A 24,174-nucleotide genomic window follows, 5' to 3' on the forward strand; every position below is an offset into this window, starting at 1 on the left:
GGCCGCAATCGCGACACATCATCAGTATTTTGCCGCAGTATAACATGAAGGCGTCTTTGTTGTTATGCAACGGTTGGAGCAGCGTTCACCTGACGCTATACTGCTTCTCTTTCTTATTGCTCAAACTGTCGACATTACTATGCCCGTTTTTGCTCTGCTCGCGCTTGTCGCCTACTCCGTCAGTCTTGCGCTGATTGTTCCCGGTCTGCTGCAAAAAAACGGCGGCTGGCGGCGCATGGCTATTATTTCTGCGGTCATCGCGCTGGTCTGCCACGCAATCGCTCTGGAAGCCCGCATCCTGCCCGACGGTGATAGCGGACAAAACCTCAGCCTGCTGAATGTTGGTTCATTGGTCAGTTTGATGATCTGTACGGTAATGACCATTGTGGCTTCTCGCAATCGTGGCTGGTTGCTGCTACCCATTGTCTATGCCTTTGCACTTATCAACCTGGCGCTGGCGACCTTCATGCCCAATGAATACATCACCCATCTGGAAGCCACGCCCGGGATGCTGGTGCACATTGGCTTATCGCTCTTTTCCTACGCCACGCTGATAATTGCCGCCCTGTACGCGTTGCAACTGGCATGGATTGATTACCAACTGAAGAACAAAAAGTTGGCATTCAGTCAGGAAATGCCGCCATTGATGAGTATCGAGCGTAAAATGTTCCACATTACGCAGATTGGCGTGGTGCTGTTAACGCTTACTCTTTGCACTGGCCTGTTCTACATGCACAACTTATTTAGCATGGAAAATATCGACAAGGCTGTGCTCTCTATCGTGGCGTGGTTTGTCTATATTGTGCTGCTGTGGGGACATTATCATGAAGGATGGCGTGGACGCCGCGTCGTCTGGTTTAACGTCGCGGGTGCAGTCATTCTGACACTGGCCTACTTCGGCAGCCGAATTGTTCAGCAGTTAATCAGCTAAACCCAGAAAAGGAGTTTCCCCTGGAACACATTTCTACTACTACGTTGATCATTATTCTGATCATCATGGTGGTCATTTCAGCCTATTTTTCCGGGTCCGAAACCGGAATGATGACACTCAACCGCTATCGTCTGCGGCATATGGCAAAACAGGGCAATCGCTCGGCCAAACGCGTCGAAAAATTGCTGCGTAAGCCAGACCGCCTGATTAGCCTGGTGTTAATCGGCAATAACCTGGTCAATATTCTTGCCTCAGCGCTCGGCACTATTGTTGGGATGCGTTTGTACGGCGATGCGGGCGTGGCAATTGCGACTGGAGTGCTGACTTTTGTCGTACTGGTTTTTGCTGAAGTATTGCCGAAAACCATTGCCGCGCTGTACCCGGAAAAAGTCGCCTATCCGAGTAGTTTTCTGCTGGCTCCGCTGCAAATTTTGATGATGCCGCTGGTCTGGTTGCTGAATGCTATTACCCGCATGTTAATGCGCATGATGGGCATCAAAACCGATATCGTGGTTAGCGGCTCTTTGAGCAAAGAAGAGTTGCGCACCATCGTGCACGAATCGCGCTCACAAATTTCCCGTCGCAATCAGGATATGCTGCTTTCGGTACTCGATCTGGAAAAAATGACTGTCGATGACATCATGGTGCCACGCAGTGAAATTATCGGTATTGATATCAACGATGACTGGAAATCGATTCTGCGCCAACTCTCCCACTCACCTCACGGGCGCATCGTGCTCTACCGTGATTCGCTGGACGACGCCATCAGTATGCTGCGTGTGCGTGAAGCCTGGCGGTTGATGTCGGAGAAAAAAGAGTTCACCAAAGAAACCATGCTACGCGCCGCGGACGAGATCTATTTTGTCCCGGAAGGCACGCCACTCAGCACGCAGCTGGTCAAGTTTCAGCGCAACAAAAAGAAAGTCGGCCTGGTCGTCAACGAGTATGGAGACATTCAGGGGCTGGTGACGGTTGAAGATATTCTGGAAGAGATTGTCGGCGATTTCACTACGTCGATGTCGCCAACACTTGCCGAAGAGGTCACGCCGCAAAACGACGGTTCGGTGATTATCGATGGCACCGCCAACGTGCGAGAAATTAACAAAGCCTTTAACTGGCATCTACCGGAAGATGATGCTCGAACTGTTAATGGCGTCATTCTTGAAGCGCTGGAAGAGATCCCTGTCGCTGGCACCCGCGTACGTATTGGCGAGTACGATATCGATATTCTCGACGTTCAGGACAATATGATTAAGCAGGTAAAAGTTTTTCCTGTAAAACCGCTGCGCGAGAGTGTGGCGGAGTAACGAAAACGGCCCGGCATTCGCATGCTGGGCCGTGATTTATTACGAAAACAAAAATTAAGCTTTTGCTTTCGCTACAGTAACCATCGCCGCACGAATCGTACGACCGTTCAGCGTATAACCCTTCTGCATAATGCCCAGTACGTTACCTGGCGCAACGTCATCAGATTCCACCATTGCGATGGCCTGATGCACATTCGGGTCCAGCGGCACGTTAGTTTCGGCGATCACTTCAACGCCAAACTTACGCACAACATCCAGCATCGACTTCAACGTCAGCTCAATGCCTTCAACCATCGCGGACATATCCGGGTTAGCTTTATCAGCCACTTCCAGCGCACGATCCAGGCTATCAATCACCGGCAGTAATTCGTTGATGAATTTCTCCAGCGCAAATTTGTGGGCTTTTTCGATATCCAGTTCAGTACGACGACGCAGGTTTTCCATTTCGGCTTTTACGCGCAAAATACCGTCACGTTCACGGGTCTGAGCTTCAGCCAGCTGAGCTTCGAGATTCGCAATTTTTTCATCGCGCGGATCCACCTGCTCAGCAGAAGCTTCTGGCTCAACTGCCTCAATCTCTTCGTGCTGATCCATGATAATTTCTTCCGGGGCTTGCCCCTCAGGCGTTTTCTGTTCTTTACTACTCATGAATTTCTCCGCGTTTTTTTCGCATTCATCTCGCTAACTTCGCTTATTATGGGGATCAGTTTCAGGGTTTCAAGGGAAGCACTCACATTGTCATCAATCTTCGCAACAAGGACCTCGGAAAAATGAATAATCATTTCAAGTGTATTGGCATTGTGGGACACCCACGGCACCCTACTGCACTGACAACACATGAAATGCTCTACCGCTGGCTGTGCACAAAAGGTTACGAGGTCATCGTTGAGCAACAAATCGCTCACGAACTGCAACTGAAGAATGTGAAAACTGGCACGCTCGCGGAGATTGGGCAACTGGCTGATCTCGCGGTAGTTGTTGGAGGCGACGGTAATATGCTGGGCGCGGCGCGCACGCTCGCCCGTTACGATATTAAAGTTATTGGAATCAACCGTGGCAACCTGGGTTTCCTGACTGACCTTGACCCCGATAACGCCCAGCAACAATTAGCCGATGTGCTGGAAGGCCACTACATCAGCGAGAAACGTTTTTTGCTGGAAGCACAAGTCTGCCAGCAAGATTGCCAGAAACGCATCAGCACAGCGATTAACGAAGTGGTACTTCACCCGGGCAAAGTTGCGCATATGATTGAGTTCGAAGTATATATCGACGAGATCTTTGCGTTTTCTCAGCGATCCGATGGTTTGATTATTTCGACACCTACAGGCTCTACTGCCTATTCCCTCTCGGCAGGGGGACCAATACTGACGCCTTCTCTGGATGCAATAACCCTGGTGCCAATGTTCCCGCATACGTTGTCAGCGCGGCCGCTGGTGATAAACAGCAGCAGCACTATCCGTCTGCGTTTTTCGCATCGCCGTAACGACCTGGAAATCAGCTGCGACAGCCAGATAGCGCTGCCGATTCAGGAAGGTGAAGATGTCCTGATTCGTCGCTGTGATTATCATCTGAATCTGATTCATCCGAAAGATTACAGCTATTTCAATACATTAAGCACCAAGCTCGGCTGGTCAAAAAAATTATTCTAATTTTACGCCAGCCTCTTTACTGTATATAAAACCAGTTTATACTGTACACAATAACAGTAATGGTTTTTCATACAGGAAAACGACTATGTTGGCACAACTGACCATCAGCAACTTTGCTATCGTTCGTGAGCTTGAGATTGATTTTCACAGCGGCATGACCGTAATAACCGGTGAAACCGGCGCGGGTAAATCTATTGCGATAGATGCCCTCGGCCTTTGTCTCGGTGGTCGCGCTGAAGCCGACATGGTGCGTACCGGCGCTGCTCGCGCTGATCTGTGCGCCCGTTTTTCACTGAAAGATACACCAGCGGCTCTGCGTTGGCTGGAAGAAAATCAACTGGAAGATGGCCGTGAATGCCTGCTTCGTCGCGTAATCAGTAGCGATGGTCGCTCCCGTGGTTTCATCAACGGTACAGCTGTTCCTCTGTCACAACTGCGCGAACTGGGTCAGTTGCTGATTCAGATCCATGGTCAGCACGCTCATCAATTACTCACCAAATCCGAGCACCAAAAATTCCTGCTTGATGGCTATGCCAATGAAACCTCTCTGCTCCAGGAAATGACCGTACGTTATCAGTTGTGGCATCAAAGCTGCCGCGACCTCGCGCACCATCAACAACTAAGTCAGGAACGCGCCGCCCGTGCGGAACTGCTGCAATACCAATTAAAAGAACTTAACGAATTTAATCCGCAGCCCGGAGAGTTTGAGCAAATTGACGAAGAGTACAAACGTCTGGCGAACAGCGGTCAATTACTGACTACCAGCCAAAATGCATTGGCATTAATGGCCGACGGTGAAGACGCAAACCTGCAAAGTCAGCTTTACACGGCTAAACAGCTGGTGAGCGAATTGATTGGCATGGACAGCAAACTGTCCGGCGTACTTGATATGCTGGAAGAAGCTTCCATCCAGATTGCTGAAGCCAGCGACGAACTGCGCCACTACTGCGATCGTCTGGATCTCGACCCCAACCGACTGTTTGAACTTGAACAGCGCATCTCAAAACAGATTTCACTGGCACGTAAACATCACGTCAGCCCTGAGGCATTGCCACAGTATTACCAGTCGCTACTGGAAGAACAGCAGCAACTGGACGATCAGGCCGACTCACAAGAAACGCTCGCGCTGGCGGTAACGAAACATCATCAGCAAGCACTGGAAACGGCACGCGCGTTACACCAGCAACGCCAGCATTATGCAAATGAGTTGGCACAGCTGATCACCGATAGTATGCATGCACTCTCTATGCCGCATGGGCAGTTTACGATTGATGTTAAATTTGATGAGCATCACCTAGGCATTGACGGTGCCGATCGTATTGAGTTTCGGGTAACCACCAACCCAGGTCAGCCAATGCAGCCTATTGCAAAAGTCGCATCCGGTGGTGAATTGTCCCGCATCGCATTGGCAATCCAGGTCATTACCGCGCGTAAAATGGAAACCCCGGCACTGATTTTTGATGAAGTGGATGTAGGGATTAGCGGCCCGACAGCGGCAGTCGTCGGCAAACTGCTACGTCAGCTTGGCGAATCAACCCAAGTGATGTGCGTTACCCATTTGCCGCAAGTCGCAGGATGCGGTCATCAACACTATTTTGTCAGCAAAGAAACCGATGGCGCGATGACCGAAACTCATATGGAGTCGCTGGACAAAAAAGCGCGGTTACAGGAGCTGGCGCGCCTGCTTGGTGGCAGTGAGGTCACACGTAACACACTGGCGAATGCGAAAGAACTGCTTGCGGCGTAAACTTTTTTCCTGCTTCACGGTCAGAGTAAACAGCAAAACGCCGTAAGACCGGAAAGCAAAAGGTTTTAAAGTGATGAAAGGTCTATTATCATCGGCATATTACAGATGAGCCACGTACTGCTCGGGCCCGAAAAGGAATCAAATCACTATGCGCTGTAAAACGCTGACTGCTGCAGCAGCAGTACTATTGATGTTGACCGCAGGCTGTTCCACTCTGGAGCGAGTGGTTTACCGTCCTGACATCAACCAAGGGAACTATCTGACCGCTAACGACGTATCCAAAATACGTGTTGGCATGACGCAACAACAAGTTGCGTACGCATTGGGTACACCGCTGATGTCCGATCCATTTGGTACGAATACCTGGTTCTATGTGTTCCGTCAGCAACCAGGTCATGAAGGTGTAACGCAGCAAACGCTGACGCTGACCTTTAACAGCAGCGGTGTGTTGACCAATATTGATAACAAACCTGCGCTGACTGGCAACGAATAAAATTTGCCGTTTATAGCGATTAAAAAAGGTGCTCAGTGAGCACCTTTTTTCTGGCTGTTATTTATTCGCCGATTTTTCTGCTCGTTGCCTGCGAAGCTCTTTCGGATCGGCAATGAGAGGACGATAAATCTCCACCCGATCGCCATCGTGCACGGTATCGCTCAGTTTCGTCGGACGACTGTAAATACCGACTTTATTTTTAGTTAAATCGATATCAGTTCGCAGTTCCAGCAAACCACTTGCACGAATCGCCTCTTCAACCGTCGCGCCCTCCTGCAATCTTACCCGTTGCAGGTATTGTTTCTCGGGTAATGCGTAAGCCACCTCAACGGCAATTTTACCTGGCACTGTAGACCTCTTTTGCACGAACAGTAAAAGCCTGCACCATATTAGCTGCCAGCTCTTTAAACACGCGACCAAAGGCGAGTTCAATCAACTTATTGGTAAACTCAAAGTCGAGATGAAACTCAATACGGCACGCGTCCTGGCTCAACGGCGTAAACTTCCAGCCGCCGATCAATTTCTTAAACGGTCCATCAACCAGACTCATGAGGATACTTTGGTTACTGGTCAACTGGTTGCGGGTTGTAAACGTTTTGCTGATCCCAGCCTTAGACACATCTACCGCAGCGGTCATCTGCCCAGGAGTGGACTCCAGAATCCGGCTTCCAGTACACCCTGGTAAAAACTGAGGATAAGACTGAACGTCATTCACTAACTGATACATTTGCTCCGCGCTGTAGGGTACCAGTGCGGTCCGGCTAATCTGAGGCATAACAATTTCCATCAACAAAAATCCAACAAATAATATCATTTATCCTGCAGTAAAAAAAACGCTATCCCGGCGCTGGGTAACATCCGGTTCATGCTAAGATAGAGCCTTGTCCCCCGCAGGATTGATATGGGGTATTTTCGATTTCAGATTACCGATGATTCACGACGCTTATGACGAAGAAAAAAGCACATAAACCTGGTTCAGCGACCATCGCGCTTAACAAGCGCGCCCGTCACGAATACTTTATTGAAGAAGAGTTCGAAGCGGGACTTGCCCTGCAGGGCTGGGAAGTTAAATCCCTGCGCGCAGGAAAAGCCAATATTAGCGACAGCTATGTCCTTCTGCGCGACGGAGAAGCGTTCCTGTTTGGAGCAAACATCACGCCGATGGCAGTGGCTTCCACGCACGTGGTGTGCGACCCTACTCGCACCCGCAAACTGCTTCTCAACCAGCGCGAACTTGACTCTCTCTATGGCCGAGTGAACCGTGAAGGTTATACCGTAGTGGCGCTCTCCCTGTACTGGAAAAATGCCTGGTGCAAAGTAAAAATCGGCGTCGCGAAAGGTAAGAAACAACACGATAAACGTTCTGATATCAAAGAACGCGAATGGCAGGTTGATAAAGCACGTATCATGAAAAACGCGCACCGTTAAACCTATCTAAGCGATACTAATCAAATCTTCACCGCGCCTCCCTATTCGGTGGCGCGAATGAACATCTTGTCGACTGTCAAATCTGACACAGATGCAGCCATCCCATTGCTTAATCGAAGAAAAATCATACTATGCAGGCGCTAATTCCAGGATGATAACGCCTTTGGGGCTATTCATGGCGCTCAAAAATCTGGTATACTTAACGTTACACATTGGGGCTGATTCTGGATTCGACGGGATTTGCGAAACCCAAGGTGCATGCCGAGGGGCGGTTGGCCTCGTAAAAAGCCGCAAAAAATAGTCGCAAACGACGAAAACTACGCTTTAGCAGCTTAATAACCTGCTTAGAGCCCTCTCTCCCTAGCCTCCGCTCTTAGGACGGGGATCAAGAGAGGTCAAACCCAAAAGAGATCGCGTGGAAGCCCTGCCTGGGGTTGAAGCGTTAAAACTTAATCAGGCTAGTTTGTTAGTGGCGTGTCCGTCCGCAGCTGGCAAGCGAATGTAAAGACTGACTAAGCATGTAGTACCGAGGACGTAGGAATTTCGGACGCGGGTTCAACTCCCGCCAGCTCCACCACTTGCTCTTCCGGATACGTCCGGGGAAATCCTGAAAGCCCGCATAGCACAAGCCCTGCGGGCTTTTTTGTGTCTGTCGTTATCCGAGCACATCCAGCTAAATCCAGAGAAAATTGGTACACGTTTAGGTACACGCTATACTGTAGTCCATTAAACGTGTACCAATTATGGAAGGGATCCAGACATGGCGCGCATTACACGCCCCCTCACTAATAACGAAATCCTCAAAGCGAAACCCCGTGAAAAAGACTTCACCCTGCATGATGGTGATGGCCTGTTCTTACTCGTCAAAACTTCCGGTAAAAAACTCTGGCGCTTCCGTTATCAACGACCGGGAAGCAGCAGCCGCACAAATTTAAGTCTCGGCTCATACCCTGCCCTTACACTTGCAGCAGCTCGTCAGATACGCGACCAGCACTTAACCACGCTCGCGCAAGGCATGGATCCACAACAGCAACAGGAACAAGCGTCAGAACAACGCCTGATTGAGTTAGACAGCATTTTTTCAACAGTGGCTGCTAATTGATTCCAGATAAAAAGCAGAAGTGTCACAGAGGATTATGCAAAGGATATTTGGCGTTCTTTGGATAAAGACGTGTTCCCGGCACTCGGTGCGATACCCGTACAGGAGATAAAGGCCAGAACGATTGTTGAAGCATTAGAACCAATCAAAGCACGCGGAGCTCTGGAGACAGTTAGACGCTTAGTACAGCGTATTAACGAAATAATGATTTACGCGGTTAATACCGGTCTGATTGATGCAAATCCGGCGTCAGGTGTTGGAATGGCATTTGAGAAACCCAAAAAGCAGAATATGCCCACGCTACGACCAGAAGAGTTACCAAAACTCATGCGTTCTTTGGTGATGTCAAATCTCTCTGTTTCAACTCGCTGTCTCATTGAATGGCAACTCCTGACGCTTGTGCGCCCTTCTGAGGCCTCCGGTGCTCGTTGGGCAGAGATCGATCTTGATGCCAAACTCTGGACGATTCCAGCCGAACGAATGAAGGCCAAGCGTGAGCACATTGTTCCTTTGTCTCCTCAGGCATTAGATATTCTCGATGTGATGAAGCCTATTAGTGCTCATCGAGAACATATTTTTCCGAGCAGAAATGATCCGAAAATGCCGATGAACAGCCAAACAGCGAATGCTGCATTAAAGAGAATTGGATATGCTAGTAAATTTGTTGCTCATGGATTAAGGTCTATAGCTAGCACTGCCATGAATGAAGCTGAATTCAATTCTGATGTAATTGAGGCAGCACTAGCTCATAGTGACAAAAACGAAGTCAGAAGAGCATACAATCGCTCGACGTATTTGTCACAAAGGGAAGAATTAATGCAATGGTGGGGAGCCTTTGTAACTACTTCCTACTGCAAAAAAGATATTTCTTAAGGAATATTAACATGAAATTAAATGCAGACAGAAACAAATTATTCGCTAACCAAGAAGCTGGAAGATTGTACACAATTCTTAATGAGTTAGATCAAGAACAAAAATTGCATCTTCAAGAGTCCGAATTATACTACGATTTTCCTTTATACAAAGATGATGACGACAACCTGGTTATTTCTCCATTAATGTTAGTCTCTCGACTGTATGGAATTATTATTTTTTATCTTTCAGATTGTCATGAAAGAGATGCTGAAACGACACTACCAAATAATGACACGTCGTTAGAAAACATATATAGCCAGATTTATTCTCGCCTTTTAAAACAAAAAGCCTTACGAAAAAACAAGAGAGAACTAAACATAACTGTTGAATCTGCTATTTTTGCTCCATATGTAGATCCACAAAAAGATTATGATACTGATAGTGAAGTCATTGTCTCTAAAACATCAATAGAAAGATTCATAGAACAATTTGAAAACCCTGTAAGTGAGGATATTTATAGTGAAGCAGCTTCGACCATTGAAGGCGGAAAAGGATTAATTAGAGTAAAACAACGTGATACTGATGGTTTTTCTGAAGAATCAAAAGTACAAATCGTTAGCAAGCTAGAATCATCAATTGCACGATTTGATAGCAATCAGCTAGGAAGTTGCGTCAATGAAGTAGAAGGGATTGAACGAATTCGTGGCTTAGCTGGCTCAGGCAAAACAGTGGTTCTCGCAATGAAAGTGGCAATCACTCATTTGCGCAACCCTGATAAAAAAATACTTTATACTTTTAGTACCAAAGCGTTATATCAACACGTTAAAAGGCTAATAACAAGATTCTATAGACAATTCAACGACTTGGATCCGGACTTTGAGGGGACAATAGATATTCTTCATGCTTGGGGAGGAGGCAATGCGCCAGGAGTATATTATAACACCTGTCAGAATAACTCTGCTCGATTCATTAATTTTGGCGAGGCACAGCGTGTTGCTCCTAAAGAACCATTTTCATATGCATGTAGAAATTTAATAGAAAATTATGCAATCAAAAAGCAATATGACTATGTTTTTGTCGACGAGGCTCAAGATTTTGATAGCTCTTTCCTACAACTTTGTCTGAAACTGGCTCATAATGACAAAATGGTATTTGGATTGGACGTATTCCAAAACATTTTTCAGACAACAGCGCCAACCATTGAAGAAATATTAGGTGAAGGTAAAAATTTAAGTTTAGACAAGTTTCTTAATAGTTGTTACCGAACCCCATGCGCGACACTTATATGTGCCCATGCTGTCGGTTTAGGTGTTTATGGCAATCCAGTGCAAGCTATAAAGACACCTGAGGACTGGAAAAATCTTGGTTATCAAGTGGAAGGTAATCATGGTGAACGCTTTGTGTCTGGTGAGAAAATATCTGTATTTAGAACGATTGAAACATCCCCAACATTATATGATACGGATAAAGATAAACTAATAATAACTCAGCACCATGAAAATTTATCATCAGAATGCCAATGGGTGGCGCAAAAAATACAATTTGATATCGTGAGCGAAGGTCTAAATGCTTCCGATATATTGATAGTTTGCGCTGATGACAAACATTATAAAAATTATTACAACCAAATCTCATATTTTTTATCTGAGTATGACATAGACGTAAACAATGTTAATGCTGATAAATATAATATTAGTGATTTTTCTGTGGATAACAAAGTTACTTATTCCACAATCCATAAAGCAAAAGGAAACGAAGGATATAGTGTTTACATAATTGGTAGTGAATGTTTATATCACAACCCAAATGTAAAAAATAGAAACTTACTTTTCACCGCGATGACTCGCACCAAAGGCTGGCTTACAATGACTGGGATTGGATATCCTGCCATTGAACTTTTCGATGAAATTCAACAAGCAAAAAACAACATTCCTTATCTTAAATTCAATTATCCATCAGGACAGACCCTTGATAAAATCGAGATCGACCTACAAAGATTTGCTCATGATGAAAGTCCGGAAGATTTTCAAAAATTACTTGAGGCTCACGGTGTCGACGGGTTAAAAGCTTTATTACGCGAGTATGAAGCAAAAAGGATGAAAAAATCATGATCAACTTAGCCACATTTAATACAACCGCTAAAGCGTCCATTAATCTTGTGCGACATGTTGATTTACTAGGTAATTATAACAATGACGTTTATTACCCTGACAATATGCCTGGAGAGCTACGCCCTTTAACTTACGAAAAGGCATGGGAAAAATGCACATTAAATCAATGGTTTAACATACAGCTTGACGATGGTTCATTATTCATTTTCAAGTATAATAGTTATACCTACTTAATGACACCTGTTAAAACCCTGGACTACAGAGAGTATTTGGATACCTATTATCCAGAAGATGAGTGGCAAGATGTAGAGGAGTACAGAGTAATGATAAGTCAAGAATATGATAATTACATCGATACTCACACAAAGAACTTCCCGCCTATGCCTGTAAGATATGATATAGATGATGAACATTATTGTGAACATTCTCATCCGTACTGCCACTTTCATTTCGGTTCAGAAAATGAAGGTAGAATAGCAACGAAGAAAATGCTGACTCCGTTATCATTTACCGCGTTCATTCTACGCTCATTCTATCCGAAAGCATGGAAGATATATGCTGAATCACAGTTAATTGAAGAGCATCTGGATTCATTTAGTACTGGGTTACAAGTTGCGCCCCAAGAATATTGGGCTAACAGAGAAAATAAATTTCTGTCCATTGGCTAATTACTCTGGCGCGCAATGCTCTCCCCGCCACGCCTGCCCGCTTAAGGGACCGCTTTTAATGCAGGTGCAAAGGTGAACTCAGGCCGCGCCGCGACAGGCGCTGGTCGGGAGTGCAGGAACGAGAAAACGCATGCAAAACCATGCACCTTATGGATGCATGGCTTGATTCGGGAAAAATGATGGGATTTACAGGGATTTTTTGACAGGCTACTGCGCGGCCAGTCCGGCGCGTCGACGGGTGTAAATCATGTTCTGTGCTGGGGTGAATTTTTCACGATTATCATCCCGCGAAGGCGCGTCAGGCCTGTATCCGATGGCCGTTAAAATATCTTTATCCTGTGCAGAATAATTAATTTCATTTCCAGCGGTCAGCCAGACGGAAAGAGCTTCTCTCAGGTAAGAGACTGAACGGTCAAGCGCGCGGTTTTTTATCATCGCGGGCTGGTTTTTAATCCCCATCAGCTCCGGTGCCAGTGCGGCGGCCATCTCTGCGCCGTTCTGCTGCATAAAATCATGCAGCCGGTTACGGATACTGATACGCTGCACTTCCTCGTGCGAGAAGATGTAGCGACCAGCGGCCTGATTGACCTCCCATTTTTTTACGTCAATCAGGTCACGCAGCGTCTGTAATCTGCGGGAGCCTGATGCGTTGTCATCCAGCAATAATTCCTGATATTCCTGCACTGCGGCGGTCAGTTCGGCTTTACGGTTCAGCCACGCGGTTTTGTTCGTCTGACAGGCGTCATAGGCCTGCTGTAAGGTCAGGGTGGTCACGGATTGTCTCTCCTGATTAATGGCGGAACGGCGAACTGAAGCAGCCTTTTACCCGACAGGGTGCCACGGGGGCTGTCGGCACCGGCGCGGGTTTCTCATCGACGACCGGCGAACGTATCACTTCAAAGATGGACTCATGCGTTTTGAATGTCGCCGAGCAGTGCACATTCTGGCACTGCAGGTAACTCTCTTTGACACTCTCAGACATATAGCGGCTGGTGCGAACGTGAGCCGCCGTGCGGCAGAAAGGGCAGCGCATCATGACAGTAGCCCCCGTGCTTTCAGGTCAGCTTCACGTTCCCGCATTTTTTCCTGCCAGACTTTCCGCTGAACAGGAGTGGCCGCAACATCATGCTCCATATGCGGCAGCGTGGAGGCCGACAGCCCTGTTTTAAACAGCACCGGTTCATCGGTCAGACGGATATCGCAGCCTTTCACCGCCTGCTCAAGTCGGTCTTTCACCTGCTGCATAACGGCCTGTTCTGGCTGGATATAGCCCTGATGCCCGGTGGTATTAGCAAGCGGGTTATTCAGAACCAGTATGTTGAGCTTCATTGCCCTGACCAGCGCGTTACAGGTATCACGCAGGGCAACATCGAGCTCATGCTCTGCGTACTGGCTGAGAACGCTGTGATGTGCCTGACGGTATGCTCTGGCCGTCCGGTCACACGCTCCTTTAAGGCTGTCCAGCTCGAAAGACAGAACTTCAGCCATATTGTCACATTCCTGCGCCAGTTCCCGCCGTGCCACGCGCGCCAGATGGCGTTGTTTCAGCTCGTCGGTAATGACAGCACCACCGGCACGAAAGGCGGCGCGCCATGCGCCGGAGTCATTGCCGTTTTCCTGCTCCAGTTCCTTTTTTTGCGATTCCACCTGGCTGATGGCCGCCGTGGTTTCATCCATGCGTCGGGCACTGGTGAGATGCGCTTCTCTGGCCTTCTCAAGACGCTCCATTGCGGGTTTAAGGTAGTCGGGAATAACAGCAGTCTGAGTCATGTCGGGTCTCCTCTTCGTTTCAATCTGAGGAGATTCTGCCGCGCCAGACACAACAACACGATTCATTGCCGTTGTGGCAAAAATGGCACAAACAGACCTTAAAACCCGGCTGGCCAGAGAAAGGTCGCTGGAAAACCTTACTCATTGTTTGTTTTTTTACTTATAACTATTCACTACTGTTCACCTCAAATAAAAAGATAAGTAATACAGTAAGTTAAATGATGAACAGTTGAAGGTCTGACTGTTCACCGTCTGTTCACCACTGTTCATCCTCCTGTTTTGCTCTGGTCATACCATTTAGACTTTATTTCGATTAAAAATGAAAAATATATAACTAAAATCAATAGAAATTGCTGCATTGTAATGCAGTGATTTGCATATGTTTGCCAGCGTTTGCCTTTGTTTGCCAGAGCGAAAAGTCAATGTTTGTTTCCCCGAAAATCTCACATGACCTGAGGAAAAATATAGACATAATAAGGAGCTACCCGAAGCCGGACGGACACGACCGGCACTGTATGGACTTTATGAGGTAGCCCGATGCACATCGCTTTTTCTTCCCCGTCTTCTGCCCTTGCCGCGCCACTGATGCCGGTTTCTGATACCGTTCACGAACGCTTTATCCGTCTGCCCGAAGTGATGCATCTGTGCGGCCTGTCCCGCTCGACCATTTACGACCTCATCAGCCGGGAAGCCTTCCCGAAACAAATCTCCCTCGGCGGAAAAAATGTGGCGTGGGCGCAGTCTGAAATCACTGCATGGATGGCGGATCGCATTGCCGAACGTAACCGGGGCTATGACGCATGATGATGACCGTTCAACAAACAGTCCCTTTTTCTGGCTTGCTTCTTTTCGTCGTTTCCAGGTATAGTTTTCCTGCTGTCGCAAAATCGACAGCCGGGCGTGAGAACCCGAGTTTAACTGTGGCGACACCGGACGCGCCATGCGTCTTTTTTTGTGTCTATGCTTTTGCACACCCATTTATCGGGCAACGGTTCTTTGTCTGTTGCGCCGTCAAAATAATGGTGGCTCAGGCGGGGCAGCTTTCGGGCTGGCCGGTTTCCATAGTTGCCGGTTTCTCACCCCCGTCTGGGCTACCACCATTGCGTGAGAACTTCGGTGGTAGCTGTAATCAGCTAACTATGGAGGTTGCCGCTATGGCTACGACCCTCACCCCGTCACACCCGCAGTTTGTCTTTGTGTTTGCCGCCGTTCGTCGCGCAGACCGTAAACCCCGTATCTGTATGCTTCGCACCGTTGCCGGTGATGAGCACACCGCACGTCTTTCCCTCGTTCGTGATTACGTCCTCTCGTTCGCTGGCCGTCTGCCGGTTGCGGAGGTGCGCGCATGAGACACACCACCATTACCGCCCGTGACCTCGAATGCCTGGAGCATATGCGCAACGTCGGCCTGCTCGTCGGCGATCTGATGCAGGTGCAGGACTGCACCACCGTTCGCCATGACCCGGTGCAGCAGTTACAGCTCACCTCCGTGATTTATCTCATGACCGCCCAGCTCGACGGCGTGGTCGAGCGCTGCAATCAGCACTGGCTGACCGGGGAGGGCAACGTATGAAAAAGCCATTACCGCCCGTATTACGCGCTGCGCTGTATCGTCGCGCCGTGGCCTGTGCCTGGCTGACCCTGTGCGAACGTCAGCACCGCTACCCGCAGCTCACCCTCGACACACTGGAAAGCGCCATTTCCGCCGAGCTGGAGGGCTTCTATCTGCGCCAGCACGGCGAGGAGAAAGGCCGTCAGATTGCCTGTGCGTTACTGGAAGATTTAATGGAAGCCGGGCCACTCAAGGCCGCGCCCTCACTGTCATTTCTCGGGCTCGCGGTGATGGATGAACTTTGCGCCCGTCATATCACATCGCCTGTACTGCACTGAGGGAGAAAATAACGATGAAAATGAACGTAACGGAAACGGTAAAACAGGCCTGTGGCCACTGGCCGAACATTCTCCCTGCGCTGGGTGTGAAGGTGATTAAAAACCGCCATCAGTCCTGCCCGGTGTGTGGCGGCTCTGACCGTTTCCGCTTTGACGATAAAGAGGGGCGCGGGACGTGGTTCTGCAATCAGTGCGGCGCGGGTGACGGGCTTAAGCTGGTAGAGAAAGTGTTTGGCGTGACACCGTCAGAGGCCGCCGGGAAGGTGAACGCTGTGACCGGCAACCTGCCGCCGGTTGCCCCGGAAGTGATTGCGGCCGCAGAGGCTGAAACCGATGCCGACCGCAAAGCGGCGGCCGCGCTGGCCGTCAGGCTCATGGAGAAAACCCGACCGGCCACCGGCAACACCTACCTTACCCGAAAGGGCTTCCCCGCTCTGCAATGTCTGACGCTCACCGCCCTGCATAAAACCGGCGGCGTGACGTTCCGCGCCGGTGATGTGGTTGTCCCGCTGTATGACGATGCCGGGGCGCTGGTTAACGTTCAGCTTATCAATGCTGACGGTCTCAAACGCACCCTGAAAGGCGGAGCGGTAAAAGGTACATGTCATATCATCGGGGGGCAGAAACAGGCCGGAAAACGTCTGTGGATAGCGGAGGGCTATGCTACCGCGCTCACCGTGCATCACCTGACCGGGGAAACCGTCATGGTGGCACTGTCCTCCGTGAACCTCCTTTCTCTGGCGAGCCTTGCCCGTCAGAAACACCCGGCCTGTCAGATTGTGCTCGCCGCCGACCGTGACCTTAACGGCGAAGGCCAGAGCAAAGCCGCTGCGGCCGCAGACGCCTGTGAGGGTGTTGTTGCCCTACCGCCGGTGTTCGGTGACTGGAATGATGCGTTCGTTCAGAAAGGCGAAGAGGCGACACGGAAAGCGATTTATGACGCCATCCGGCCACCGGCTGACAGTCCTTTCACTACCATGAGTGAGGCGGAATTTACCGCCATGAGCACCAGTGAAAAGGCAATGCGGGTGCATGAACATTACGGCGAAGCGCTGGCGGTGGATGCGAACGGCCAGCTCCTGTCCCGCTATGAAAATGGCATCTGGAAAAATATCCCTGCCGCCACTTTTTCACGGAATGTGGCTGATTTATTCCAGCAACTGCGCGCCCCGTTCTCGTCGGGGAAAATTGCCTCAGTGGTGGAGACCCTGAAACTGATTATTCCCCAGCAGGATACACCGGCGCGCCGTCTGATTGGCTTTCGCAACGGGGTACTCGATACCCAAAGCGGCGTATTCAGCCCGCACCACAAATCGCACTGGCTGCGCACGCTGTGCGACGTGGATTTTACCCCGCCGGTGGAAGGGGAAACGCTGGAGACGCACGCGCCGAACTTCTGGCGCTGGCTCGACCGTGCGGCCGGTAAAAGTCCACAAAAACGCGACGTGATTCTGGCTGCGCTGTTTATGGTGCTGGCGAACCGTTACGACTGGCAGCTCTTTCTCGAAGTCACCGGTCCCGGCGGGAGTGGCAAAAGTATTCTGGCTGAAATCGCGACCCTGCTTGCCGGGGAAGATAATGCCACGTCAGCCGATATCGACACACTGGAAGACCCGCGCAAACGTGCATCCCTGATTGGCTTCTCGCTAATCCGTCTGCCAGACCAGGAAAAATGGAGCGGCGACGGCGCAGGGCTTAAGGCCATCACCGGCGGCGATGCGGTCTCAGTTGACCCGAAATACCAGAACCCGTACTCAACACATATTCCGGCAGTGATTCTGGCCGTGAACAACAACCCGATGCGCTTCACCGACCGCAGCGGCGGTGTGTCACGTCGCCGGGTGATTATTCACTTCCCGGAACAGATTGCCCCGGAGGAACGCGACCCGCAGCTCAGGGATAAAATTGCGCGCGAGCTGGCCGTGATTGTGCGCCAGCTTATGCAGAAATTCAGCGACCCGATGACTGCACGCGCACTGCTCCAGTCTCAGCAGAATTCCGATGAGGCGCTCAACATTAAGCGCGATGCAGACCCGACATTTGATTTTTGCGGCTATCTGGAAATGCTTCCGCAGACCAACGGAATGTTTATGGGGAATGCCAGCATCATCCCGCGTAATTATCGTAAATATCTCTATCACGCGTATCTAGCCTATATGGAGGCCAACGGATACAGGAACGTGCTCAGCCTGAAAATGTTCGGGCTGGGGCTGCCCATGATGCTGAAAGAGTACGGCCTGAATTATGAGAAGCGGCACACAAAGCAGGGGATACAAACCAATCTGTCGCTGAAAGAGGAAAGCTACGGCGACTGGCTGCCGAAGTGCGACGACCCCGCGGCGACATAACCCACCTCGGACCGGCAACAGCCGGTCTTTTTCTTTCTGCTCATTGCCACAAGGTGAACAATCCACTGTTCACCCTTCACCGTATATTCACCCTGTATCACCATGAAATTATTAATAAAAAACCAGAGGTGAACAGTGTGAACAGTAAAACCTAAAAAAACTTTTTATCCCCCCACCACATCGCCTGACCGGGCAGATCCAGAACGAGCAAAAATCACAAAGGGGAAGAGTCAACTTTTCACTCCTCACCAACTCACTACCGCTTAACCACATGATATAAAATAGAAAATCATCGAAGTTAACAGTATAAACAGTTAGATTAAAAAAATACTTACGCATCTTATGGCGATAGGTAACACTATCGCCATAAGAAAAAGCACATTACATGAAGAACAAAGAAGGAATGCATATAAATGGATAAAACTGATTACATTCTACGTTCACTTACGAAAACCTCAAAAAAACGATGGGAACATTATGCAGTAACTCGCATTTATCATCTTTTAAATGATCCAGATATTGAATTTGTCTGCCAGCAATGTGTCAGAAAAGAAAATGGAAAAATCTATTTGGCAGATTTATTTTTCCCACAACTGGATCTTTATCTTGAAATTGATGAAGGGCATCACAACAGTGAGCAATCACAAATAGATGATGCGAAACGTCGTATGGATATTACTGAAGTTACAGGATTTTTAGAGAAAAGAATTCCCGCCAGCGAAATAAGTCTTGAAATTTTCGATCGTTATATCAATGAATTTATTGAGTTGATACGCAATCGTAAAAATAGAATGATTAAAGATAAAAAATTCAAAGAATGGGATTATGATAATAAATATACAGCTCGTCCTCATCTTAAGGCAGGAAGGATATCTGTAGGTCCAGATGCCGTCTTCAGATACCACCGGGATGCTTTGAACTGTTTCGGCTACAACAAAGGACATCATCAGTCTGGCGGTTGGAGCATTCCTTCTCACATAAGTGAAGCAATGGGTCTATCAGGAAAATGCATGGTTTGGTTTCCAAAACTATATGGAAATTCAGATTGGGGAAATGAATTGACTGATGATGGTAACAAAATCATAGAGCGGAATATAAAAGATGATGAGGGATACACAGAACGCTGGGATAAACGAATTGTTATGGCTCATTCTCGTGATGAGCTGAACAGGACACTGTACCGATTTCTTGGGGTGTTTGAAGCTATCCCTGGTCACCATACTGGCAACATACTAGAGTTTCATCGTGTAAGTACATCGGTCAATGTATACCCTCCTAATGATGCTGCCCCATGATTAACAGCATATTTAGTTCCCTGTTTATACGAGATACAACGCTGCTACTGTGAGAAAATTGGTACACGTTTAGGTACACAACTAAAAGTTGAATACGAAAAAACCTCTTACTTTTAATAGGTTGGGGAATTTATTCAGACTCCGCCAGCCCAATCATGATTGGATGGTGTTATCACAACACCAACAAAAACAGGAAATTAGAAGTCTCATCAGTACACCGCCCAGACGGTGAGGAGACAAAAAAGGATACGCAACGGAGTCGCGACTCCCTGTGACATTAAAGCCCGCTGATGCGGGCTTTTTTATTGGTCCAGATTCCATCGTGTGTAAACCCCATTCAATTACAGTCCAGACATATACAGCATCCCTCAGATCAGTATCAGATTCTCGAAAAATGGTAACTGTCATTAACCCGTTGCCAGAAAGAGAAAAATTAGCCTCCATAGCCAGTCTTCCCGGAATCTGTTTGTTCATTAAGATTGTTATCGATGCCATCAAGTAACATCGGTTGGATGCGATTGATCTTACTCACATTAGTCAACACGGAACTCAGTAAGTTGAAGTAACTCCGAACTCTGAAAAAGCAGTTTAAATAGCATTTAAACAAATGCCACCAGTTCGAAAATGAGTATAAGTACACTTAATATATTGTTTTAATTATTCATTCCCTTTCATCCCAATTCTTACCCCTTACATTTTTGTTATTGATTTGTTGTTTTTGATCACAATAAGAAAACAATATGGCGCTTTTGTGCGCATTTTTCAGAAATGTAGATATTTTTAGATTATGGCTACGAAATGAGCATCGCCATGTCACCCTACATCTCATAAGAGGATCGCTTCTGATGAATGCACTGACCGCCGTACAAAATAACACTGTCGATTCAGGCCAGGACTATAGCGGATTCACCCTCACCCCGTCGGCGCAATCCCCGCGTCTGCTGGAACTCACCTTTACCGAACAGACGACCAAACAGTTCCTCGAGCAGGTAGCCGAGTGGCCCGTGCAGGCGCTGGAGTACAAATCGTTTCTGCGTTTTCGGGTAGGTAAAATTCTTGACGATCTCTGTGCGAACCAGCTGCAACCGTTGCTGTTGAAGACGTTGCTAAACCGCGCTGAAGGTGCGCTGTTGATCAATGCGGTAGGTGTCGATGATGTTGCGCAGGCAGATGAGATGGTGAAGCTGGCAACGGCGGTGGCGCATCTGATTGGTCGTTCCAATTTCGATGCCATGAGCGGTCAGTATTACGCGCGTTTTGTAGTGAAAAATGTCGATAACTCAGACAGCTACCTGCGTCAGCCGCACCGTGTGATGGAATTGCATAACGACGGTACCTACGTTGAAGAGATCACCGACTACGTGCTGATGATGAAAATCGACGAGCAGAACATGCAGGGCGGAAACTCGCTGCTGCTGCATCTCGATGACTGGGAACATCTGGACCATTATTTCCGCCATCCGCTGGCACGTCGCCCGATGCGCTTTGCCGCGCCGCCGAGTAAAAACGTCAGTAAAGATGTATTCCATCCTGTGTTCGACGTCGATCAGCAGAGTCGCCCAGTGATGCGCTATATCGACCAGTTCGTCCAGCCAAAAGACTTCGAAGAAGGCGTGTGGTTGAGCGAGCTTTCGGACGCCATTGAAACCAGCAAAGGCATTCTTTCTGTGCCCGTTCCCGTTGGCAAATTCCTGTTGATTAACAACCTGTTCTGGCTGCACGGTCGCGACCGCTTTACCGCGCATCCGGATCTGCGTCGCGAACTGATGCGCCAGCGTGGCTATTTCGCTTACGCCACTCACCACTACCAGACGCATCAGTAAGCGCAAAGGAATTGAGCGGATGTATGATTTTGTGATTATTGGCGGCGGCATCATCGGCATGTCGACCGCCATGCAACTGATTGATGTCTATCCGGACGCCCGCATTGCGTTGCTGGAAAAAGAGTCCGGCCCGGCCTGTCACCAGACGGGCCACAACAGCGGCGTGATCCATGCCGGGGTCTATTACACGCCCGGCAGCCTGAAGGCGCAGTTTTGCCTGGCGGGAAACCGCGCCACCAAAGCCTTTTGCGATCAAAACGGCATTCGCTACGACAACTGCGGCAAGATGCTGGTTGCCACGTCCGATCTCGAAATGGAACGGATGCGCGCCTTATGGGAACGCACAGCGGCGAACGGTATCGAGCGCGAATGGCTAAACTCCGACGAACTGCGCGAGCGCGAACCGAATATCACCGGGCTCGGCGGCATTTTTGTGCCGTCCAGCGGTATTGTCAGCTACCGCGAAGTGACGGCGGCGATGGCAAAAATCTTCCAGGCCAGAGGCGGTGAGATTATCTATAACGCCGAAGTCAGCGGCCTTAATGAGCATAAAAACGGCATGGTGATACATACCCGCCAGGGCGGCGAATATGAAGCATCGACGCTGATTAGCTGTTCCGGGCTGATGGCTGACCGGCTGGTGAAAATGCTCGGCCTCGAACCGGGCTTTATCATCTGCCCGTTCCGTGGCGAGTATTTTCGCCTTGCGCCGGAGCATAACCAGATTGTTAACCACCTGATTTACCCCATTCCCGATCCGGCAATGCCGTTTTTGGGCGTGCATCTCACCCGCATGATCGACGGCAGCGTCACCGTCGGGCCAAACGCGGTGCTGGCGTTCAAACGCGAAGGCTATCGCAAGCGCGACTTCTCATTTAGCGACACGCTGGAGATTTTGGGCTCGTCGGGGATTCGCCGGGTGCTGCAAAACCATCTACGCTCAGGACTGGGCGAGATGAAAAACTCGCTGTGCAAAAGCGGCTATCTGCGGCTGGTGCAAAAGTATTGTCCCCGGCTTTCGTTAAGCGATCTCCAGCCCTGGCCCGCCGGTGTGCGGGCGCAGGCAGTATCGCCGGACGGCAAGCTGATTGACGATTTTCTGTTTGTCACCACCCCGCGCACGCTCCACACCTGCAATGCGCCCTCCCCGGCAGCGACATCAGCAATTCCTATTGGTGCGCATATTGTCAGCAAGGTACAAACGCTGTTGGCAAGCCAGAGTAACCCCGGACGCACGCTGCGAGCGGCACGTAGTGCGGATGCCTTACACGCCGCATTTAATCAATAACCTTTGAAAACAGGACGTAACAATGAAACTTAATGACAGTAACTTATTCCGCCAGCAGGCGTTGATTAACGGGGAATGGCTGGACGCCAACAATGGCGAGGTCATCGACGTCACCAATCCGGCGAACGGCGACAAGCTGGGTAGCGTACCCAAAATGGGCGCGGATGAAACCCGCGCGGCTATCGACGCCGCCAACCGCGCCCTGCCCGCCTGGCGTGCGCTCACCGCCAAAGAACGCGCCAACATTCTGCGCAACTGGTTCAATTTGATGATGGAGCATCAGGACGATTTAGCGCGCCTGATGACCCTCGAACAGGGCAAACCGCTGGCTGAAGCGAAAGGCGAAATCAGCTACGCCGCCTCCTTTATTGAGTGGTTTGCCGAAGAAGGCAAACGCATTTATGGCGACACCATTCCCGGTCATCAGGCCGATAAGCGCCTGATTGTGATCAAGCAGCCGATTGGCGTTACCGCTGCCATCACGCCGTGGAACTTCCCGGCGGCGATGATTACCCGCAAAGCCGGTCCGGCGCTGGCGGCAGGCTGCACCATGGTGCTGAAGCCCGCCAGTCAGACGCCGTTCTCTGCGCTCGCGCTGGCAGAACTGGCGATCCGCGCGGGCATTCCGGCTGGCGTATTTAACGTGGTCACAGGTTCGGCGGGCGCGGTTGGTAACGAACTGACCAGCAACCCGCTGGTGCGCAAGCTGTCGTTTACCGGCTCGACCGAAATTGGCCGCCAGTTAATGGAACAGTGCGCGAAAGACATCAAAAAAGTGTCGCTGGAGCTGGGCGGCAACGCGCCGTTTATCGTCTTTGACGATGCCGATCTCGACAAAGCCGTGGAAGGCGCGCTGGCCTCGAAATTCCGCAACGCCGGGCAAACTTGCGTTTGCGCCAACCGTTTATACGTGCAGGACGGCGTGTATGACCGCTTTGCCGAAAAATTGCAGCAGGCGGTGAGCAAACTGCACATCGGCGACGGGCTGGATAAAGGCGTCACCATCGGGCCGCTGATCGATGAAAAAGCGGTAGCAAAAGTGGAAGAGCATATCGCCGATGCGCTGGAGAAAGGCGCGCGCGTGGTTTGCGGCGGTAAATCACACGAACGCGGCGGCAACTTCTTCCAGCCGACCATTCTGGTGGACGTTCCGGCCAACGCCAAAGTGTCGAAAGAAGAGACGTTTGGCCCCCTCGCCCCGCTGTTTCGCTTTAAAGATGAAGCTGATGTGATTGCGCAAGCCAATGACACCGAATTTGGCCTTGCCGCCTATTTCTACGCCCGTGATTTAAGCCGCGTCTTCCGCGTGGGTGAGGCGCTGGAGTACGGCATCGTCGGCATCAATACCGGCATTATTTCCAATGAAGTCGCCCCGTTCGGCGGCATTAAAGCCTCGGGTCTGGGTCGTGAAGGTTCGAAGTATGGCATCGAAGATTACTTAGAAATCAAATATATGTGCATCGGTCTTTAAC

General features: G+C 49.5%; 23 protein-coding genes, 1 other RNA gene and 1 pseudogene. 19 read left to right on the plus strand and 6 right to left on the minus strand.

The window, feature by feature from the left end; all coding sequences use genetic code 11:
- Positions 1 to 139: 139 nt before the first annotated feature.
- The gene (locus FEK50_RS16205) at positions 140 to 931 is read left to right on the plus strand and encodes an inner membrane protein YpjD (protein WP_024165303.1); all 792 of its coding nucleotides are present in this window, start codon (positions 140 to 142) and stop codon (positions 929 to 931) included.
- 20 nt (positions 932 to 951) lie between these two features.
- Positions 952 to 2,238, plus strand: a complete 1,287-nt coding sequence (locus FEK50_RS16210; RefSeq protein WP_010723175.1) for an HlyC/CorC family transporter — start codon at positions 952 to 954, stop codon at positions 2,236 to 2,238.
- 54 nt (positions 2,239 to 2,292) lie between these two features.
- Here FEK50_RS16210 and grpE read toward each other — a convergent pair whose 3' ends face one another.
- The gene (gene grpE, locus FEK50_RS16215) at positions 2,293 to 2,886 is read right to left on the minus strand and encodes a nucleotide exchange factor GrpE (RefSeq protein WP_001296310.1); all 594 of its coding nucleotides are present in this window, start codon (positions 2,884 to 2,886) and stop codon (positions 2,293 to 2,295) included.
- 122 nt (positions 2,887 to 3,008) lie between these two features.
- Between grpE and nadK the strand changes: the two genes are divergently transcribed.
- The 3 genes from nadK (at position 3,009) to bamE (ending at position 6,127) form a co-directional block, all read left to right on the plus strand.
- Positions 3,009 to 3,887, plus strand: a complete 879-nt coding sequence (nadK, locus tag FEK50_RS16220) for an NAD(+) kinase (protein WP_001059169.1) — start codon at positions 3,009 to 3,011, stop codon at positions 3,885 to 3,887.
- 85 nt (positions 3,888 to 3,972) lie between these two features.
- Entirely contained in the window at positions 3,973 to 5,634 is a 1,662-nt protein-coding gene (gene recN / locus FEK50_RS16225; RefSeq protein WP_130208141.1) for a DNA repair protein RecN, read from the plus strand.
- Positions 5,635 to 5,782: 148 nt separating this feature from the next.
- Positions 5,783 to 6,127: an outer membrane protein assembly factor BamE gene (gene bamE, locus FEK50_RS16230; protein ID WP_064529892.1), complete on the plus strand. Its 345-nt coding sequence runs from the start codon at positions 5,783 to 5,785 to the stop codon at positions 6,125 to 6,127.
- A 57-nt stretch (positions 6,128 to 6,184) separates the two neighbouring features.
- Here bamE and FEK50_RS16235 read toward each other — a convergent pair whose 3' ends face one another.
- Together FEK50_RS16235 and ratA are read right to left on the minus strand one after the other, a co-directional pair.
- On the minus strand, positions 6,185 to 6,475 hold the full coding sequence (locus FEK50_RS16235) for an RnfH family protein (RefSeq protein WP_130208139.1): 291 nt from the start codon (positions 6,473 to 6,475) through the stop codon (positions 6,185 to 6,187).
- Positions 6,465 to 6,902, minus strand: a complete 438-nt coding sequence (gene ratA / locus FEK50_RS16240) for a type II toxin-antitoxin system toxin RatA (RefSeq protein WP_001339419.1) — start codon at positions 6,900 to 6,902, stop codon at positions 6,465 to 6,467. Before ratA ends, FEK50_RS16235 begins: the two co-directional genes overlap by 11 nt.
- A 170-nt stretch (positions 6,903 to 7,072) precedes the next feature.
- Here ratA and smpB point away from each other — a divergent pair, with 170 nt between their 5' ends.
- From smpB to FEK50_RS16265, 5 genes and pseudogenes are all read left to right on the plus strand, one after another.
- Positions 7,073 to 7,555: an SsrA-binding protein SmpB gene (smpB, locus tag FEK50_RS16245; protein WP_000162574.1), complete on the plus strand. Its 483-nt coding sequence runs from the start codon at positions 7,073 to 7,075 to the stop codon at positions 7,553 to 7,555.
- Positions 7,556 to 7,769: 214 nt separating this feature from the next.
- Positions 7,770 to 8,132: a transfer-messenger RNA gene (gene ssrA, locus FEK50_RS16250) on the plus strand.
- 183 nt (positions 8,133 to 8,315) lie between these two features.
- Positions 8,316 to 9,527, plus strand: a pseudogene (locus tag FEK50_RS16255) (integrase domain-containing protein).
- An 11-nt stretch (positions 9,528 to 9,538) separates the two neighbouring features.
- Positions 9,539 to 11,620: an ATP-binding domain-containing protein gene (locus FEK50_RS16260; protein ID WP_165489015.1), complete on the plus strand. Its 2,082-nt coding sequence runs from the start codon at positions 9,539 to 9,541 to the stop codon at positions 11,618 to 11,620.
- Positions 11,617 to 12,288 (plus strand): DUF2290 domain-containing protein, encoded by a 672-nt coding sequence (locus FEK50_RS16265; RefSeq protein WP_131162444.1) that lies wholly within the window; start codon positions 11,617 to 11,619, stop codon positions 12,286 to 12,288. The genes FEK50_RS16260 and FEK50_RS16265 overlap by 4 nt, the downstream gene beginning before the upstream one ends.
- Before the next feature lie 207 nt (positions 12,289 to 12,495).
- Here FEK50_RS16265 and FEK50_RS16270 read toward each other — a convergent pair whose 3' ends face one another.
- From FEK50_RS16270 to FEK50_RS16280, 3 genes are read right to left on the minus strand one after another with little or no spacing between them, the layout of a single operon-like run.
- Positions 12,496 to 13,062: a phage polarity suppression protein gene (locus FEK50_RS16270; RefSeq protein WP_131162443.1), complete on the minus strand. Its 567-nt coding sequence runs from the start codon at positions 13,060 to 13,062 to the stop codon at positions 12,496 to 12,498.
- Positions 13,063 to 13,078: 16 nt separating this feature from the next.
- Positions 13,079 to 13,324: an ogr/Delta-like zinc finger family protein gene (locus FEK50_RS16275; protein ID WP_131162442.1), complete on the minus strand. Its 246-nt coding sequence runs from the start codon at positions 13,322 to 13,324 to the stop codon at positions 13,079 to 13,081.
- Positions 13,321 to 14,058 (minus strand): glycoprotein 3, encoded by a 738-nt coding sequence (locus FEK50_RS16280; RefSeq protein WP_131162441.1) that lies wholly within the window; start codon positions 14,056 to 14,058, stop codon positions 13,321 to 13,323. The genes FEK50_RS16275 and FEK50_RS16280 overlap by 4 nt, the downstream gene beginning before the upstream one ends.
- A 537-nt stretch (positions 14,059 to 14,595) precedes the next feature.
- Here FEK50_RS16280 and FEK50_RS16285 point away from each other — a divergent pair.
- The 9 genes from FEK50_RS16285 to gabD all read left to right on the plus strand — a co-directional run bounded on the left by FEK50_RS16285 (position 14,596) and on the right by gabD (position 24,173).
- Positions 14,596 to 14,862: an AlpA family transcriptional regulator gene (locus FEK50_RS16285; RefSeq protein ID WP_131162440.1), complete on the plus strand. Its 267-nt coding sequence runs from the start codon at positions 14,596 to 14,598 to the stop codon at positions 14,860 to 14,862.
- Positions 14,859 to 15,407 (plus strand): host cell division inhibitor Icd-like protein, encoded by a 549-nt coding sequence (locus tag FEK50_RS16290; RefSeq protein WP_131162439.1) that lies wholly within the window; start codon positions 14,859 to 14,861, stop codon positions 15,405 to 15,407. The genes FEK50_RS16285 and FEK50_RS16290 overlap by 4 nt, the downstream gene beginning before the upstream one ends.
- The gene (locus tag FEK50_RS16295) at positions 15,404 to 15,631 is read left to right on the plus strand and encodes a hypothetical protein (protein ID WP_131162438.1); all 228 of its coding nucleotides are present in this window, start codon (positions 15,404 to 15,406) and stop codon (positions 15,629 to 15,631) included. The genes FEK50_RS16290 and FEK50_RS16295 overlap by 4 nt, the downstream gene beginning before the upstream one ends.
- On the plus strand, positions 15,628 to 15,948 hold the full coding sequence (locus FEK50_RS16300) for a DUF5375 domain-containing protein (RefSeq protein ID WP_131162437.1): 321 nt from the start codon (positions 15,628 to 15,630) through the stop codon (positions 15,946 to 15,948). Before FEK50_RS16295 ends, FEK50_RS16300 begins: the two co-directional genes overlap by 4 nt.
- Before the next feature lie 14 nt (positions 15,949 to 15,962).
- Positions 15,963 to 18,296, plus strand: a complete 2,334-nt coding sequence (locus FEK50_RS16305) for a primase-helicase zinc-binding domain-containing protein (protein ID WP_131162436.1) — start codon at positions 15,963 to 15,965, stop codon at positions 18,294 to 18,296.
- A gap of 413 nt (positions 18,297 to 18,709) precedes the next feature.
- Positions 18,710 to 19,591: an AbaSI family restriction endonuclease gene (locus FEK50_RS16310; protein ID WP_131162434.1), complete on the plus strand. Its 882-nt coding sequence runs from the start codon at positions 18,710 to 18,712 to the stop codon at positions 19,589 to 19,591.
- Between the two features lie 845 nt (positions 19,592 to 20,436).
- Positions 20,437 to 21,414, plus strand: a complete 978-nt coding sequence (gene glaH, locus FEK50_RS16320) for a glutarate dioxygenase GlaH (RefSeq protein ID WP_131162432.1) — start codon at positions 20,437 to 20,439, stop codon at positions 21,412 to 21,414.
- A gap of 19 nt (positions 21,415 to 21,433) precedes the next feature.
- Positions 21,434 to 22,702 carry an L-2-hydroxyglutarate oxidase gene (gene lhgO / locus FEK50_RS16325; RefSeq protein ID WP_131162449.1) on the plus strand — a complete coding sequence of 423 codons (1,269 nt, stop codon included), beginning with the start codon at positions 21,434 to 21,436 and terminating at the stop codon, positions 22,700 to 22,702.
- A gap of 22 nt (positions 22,703 to 22,724) precedes the next feature.
- On the plus strand, positions 22,725 to 24,173 hold the full coding sequence (gabD, locus tag FEK50_RS16330; protein WP_131162431.1) for an NADP-dependent succinate-semialdehyde dehydrogenase: 1,449 nt from the start codon (positions 22,725 to 22,727) through the stop codon (positions 24,171 to 24,173).
- The last annotated feature ends 1 nt before the right edge of the window (position 24,174 follow it).

Origin of the sequence: Escherichia sp. E2586 (assembly GCF_005781105.1) — a bacterium.
Taxonomy (GTDB): Bacteria; Pseudomonadota; Gammaproteobacteria; order Enterobacterales; family Enterobacteriaceae; genus Escherichia.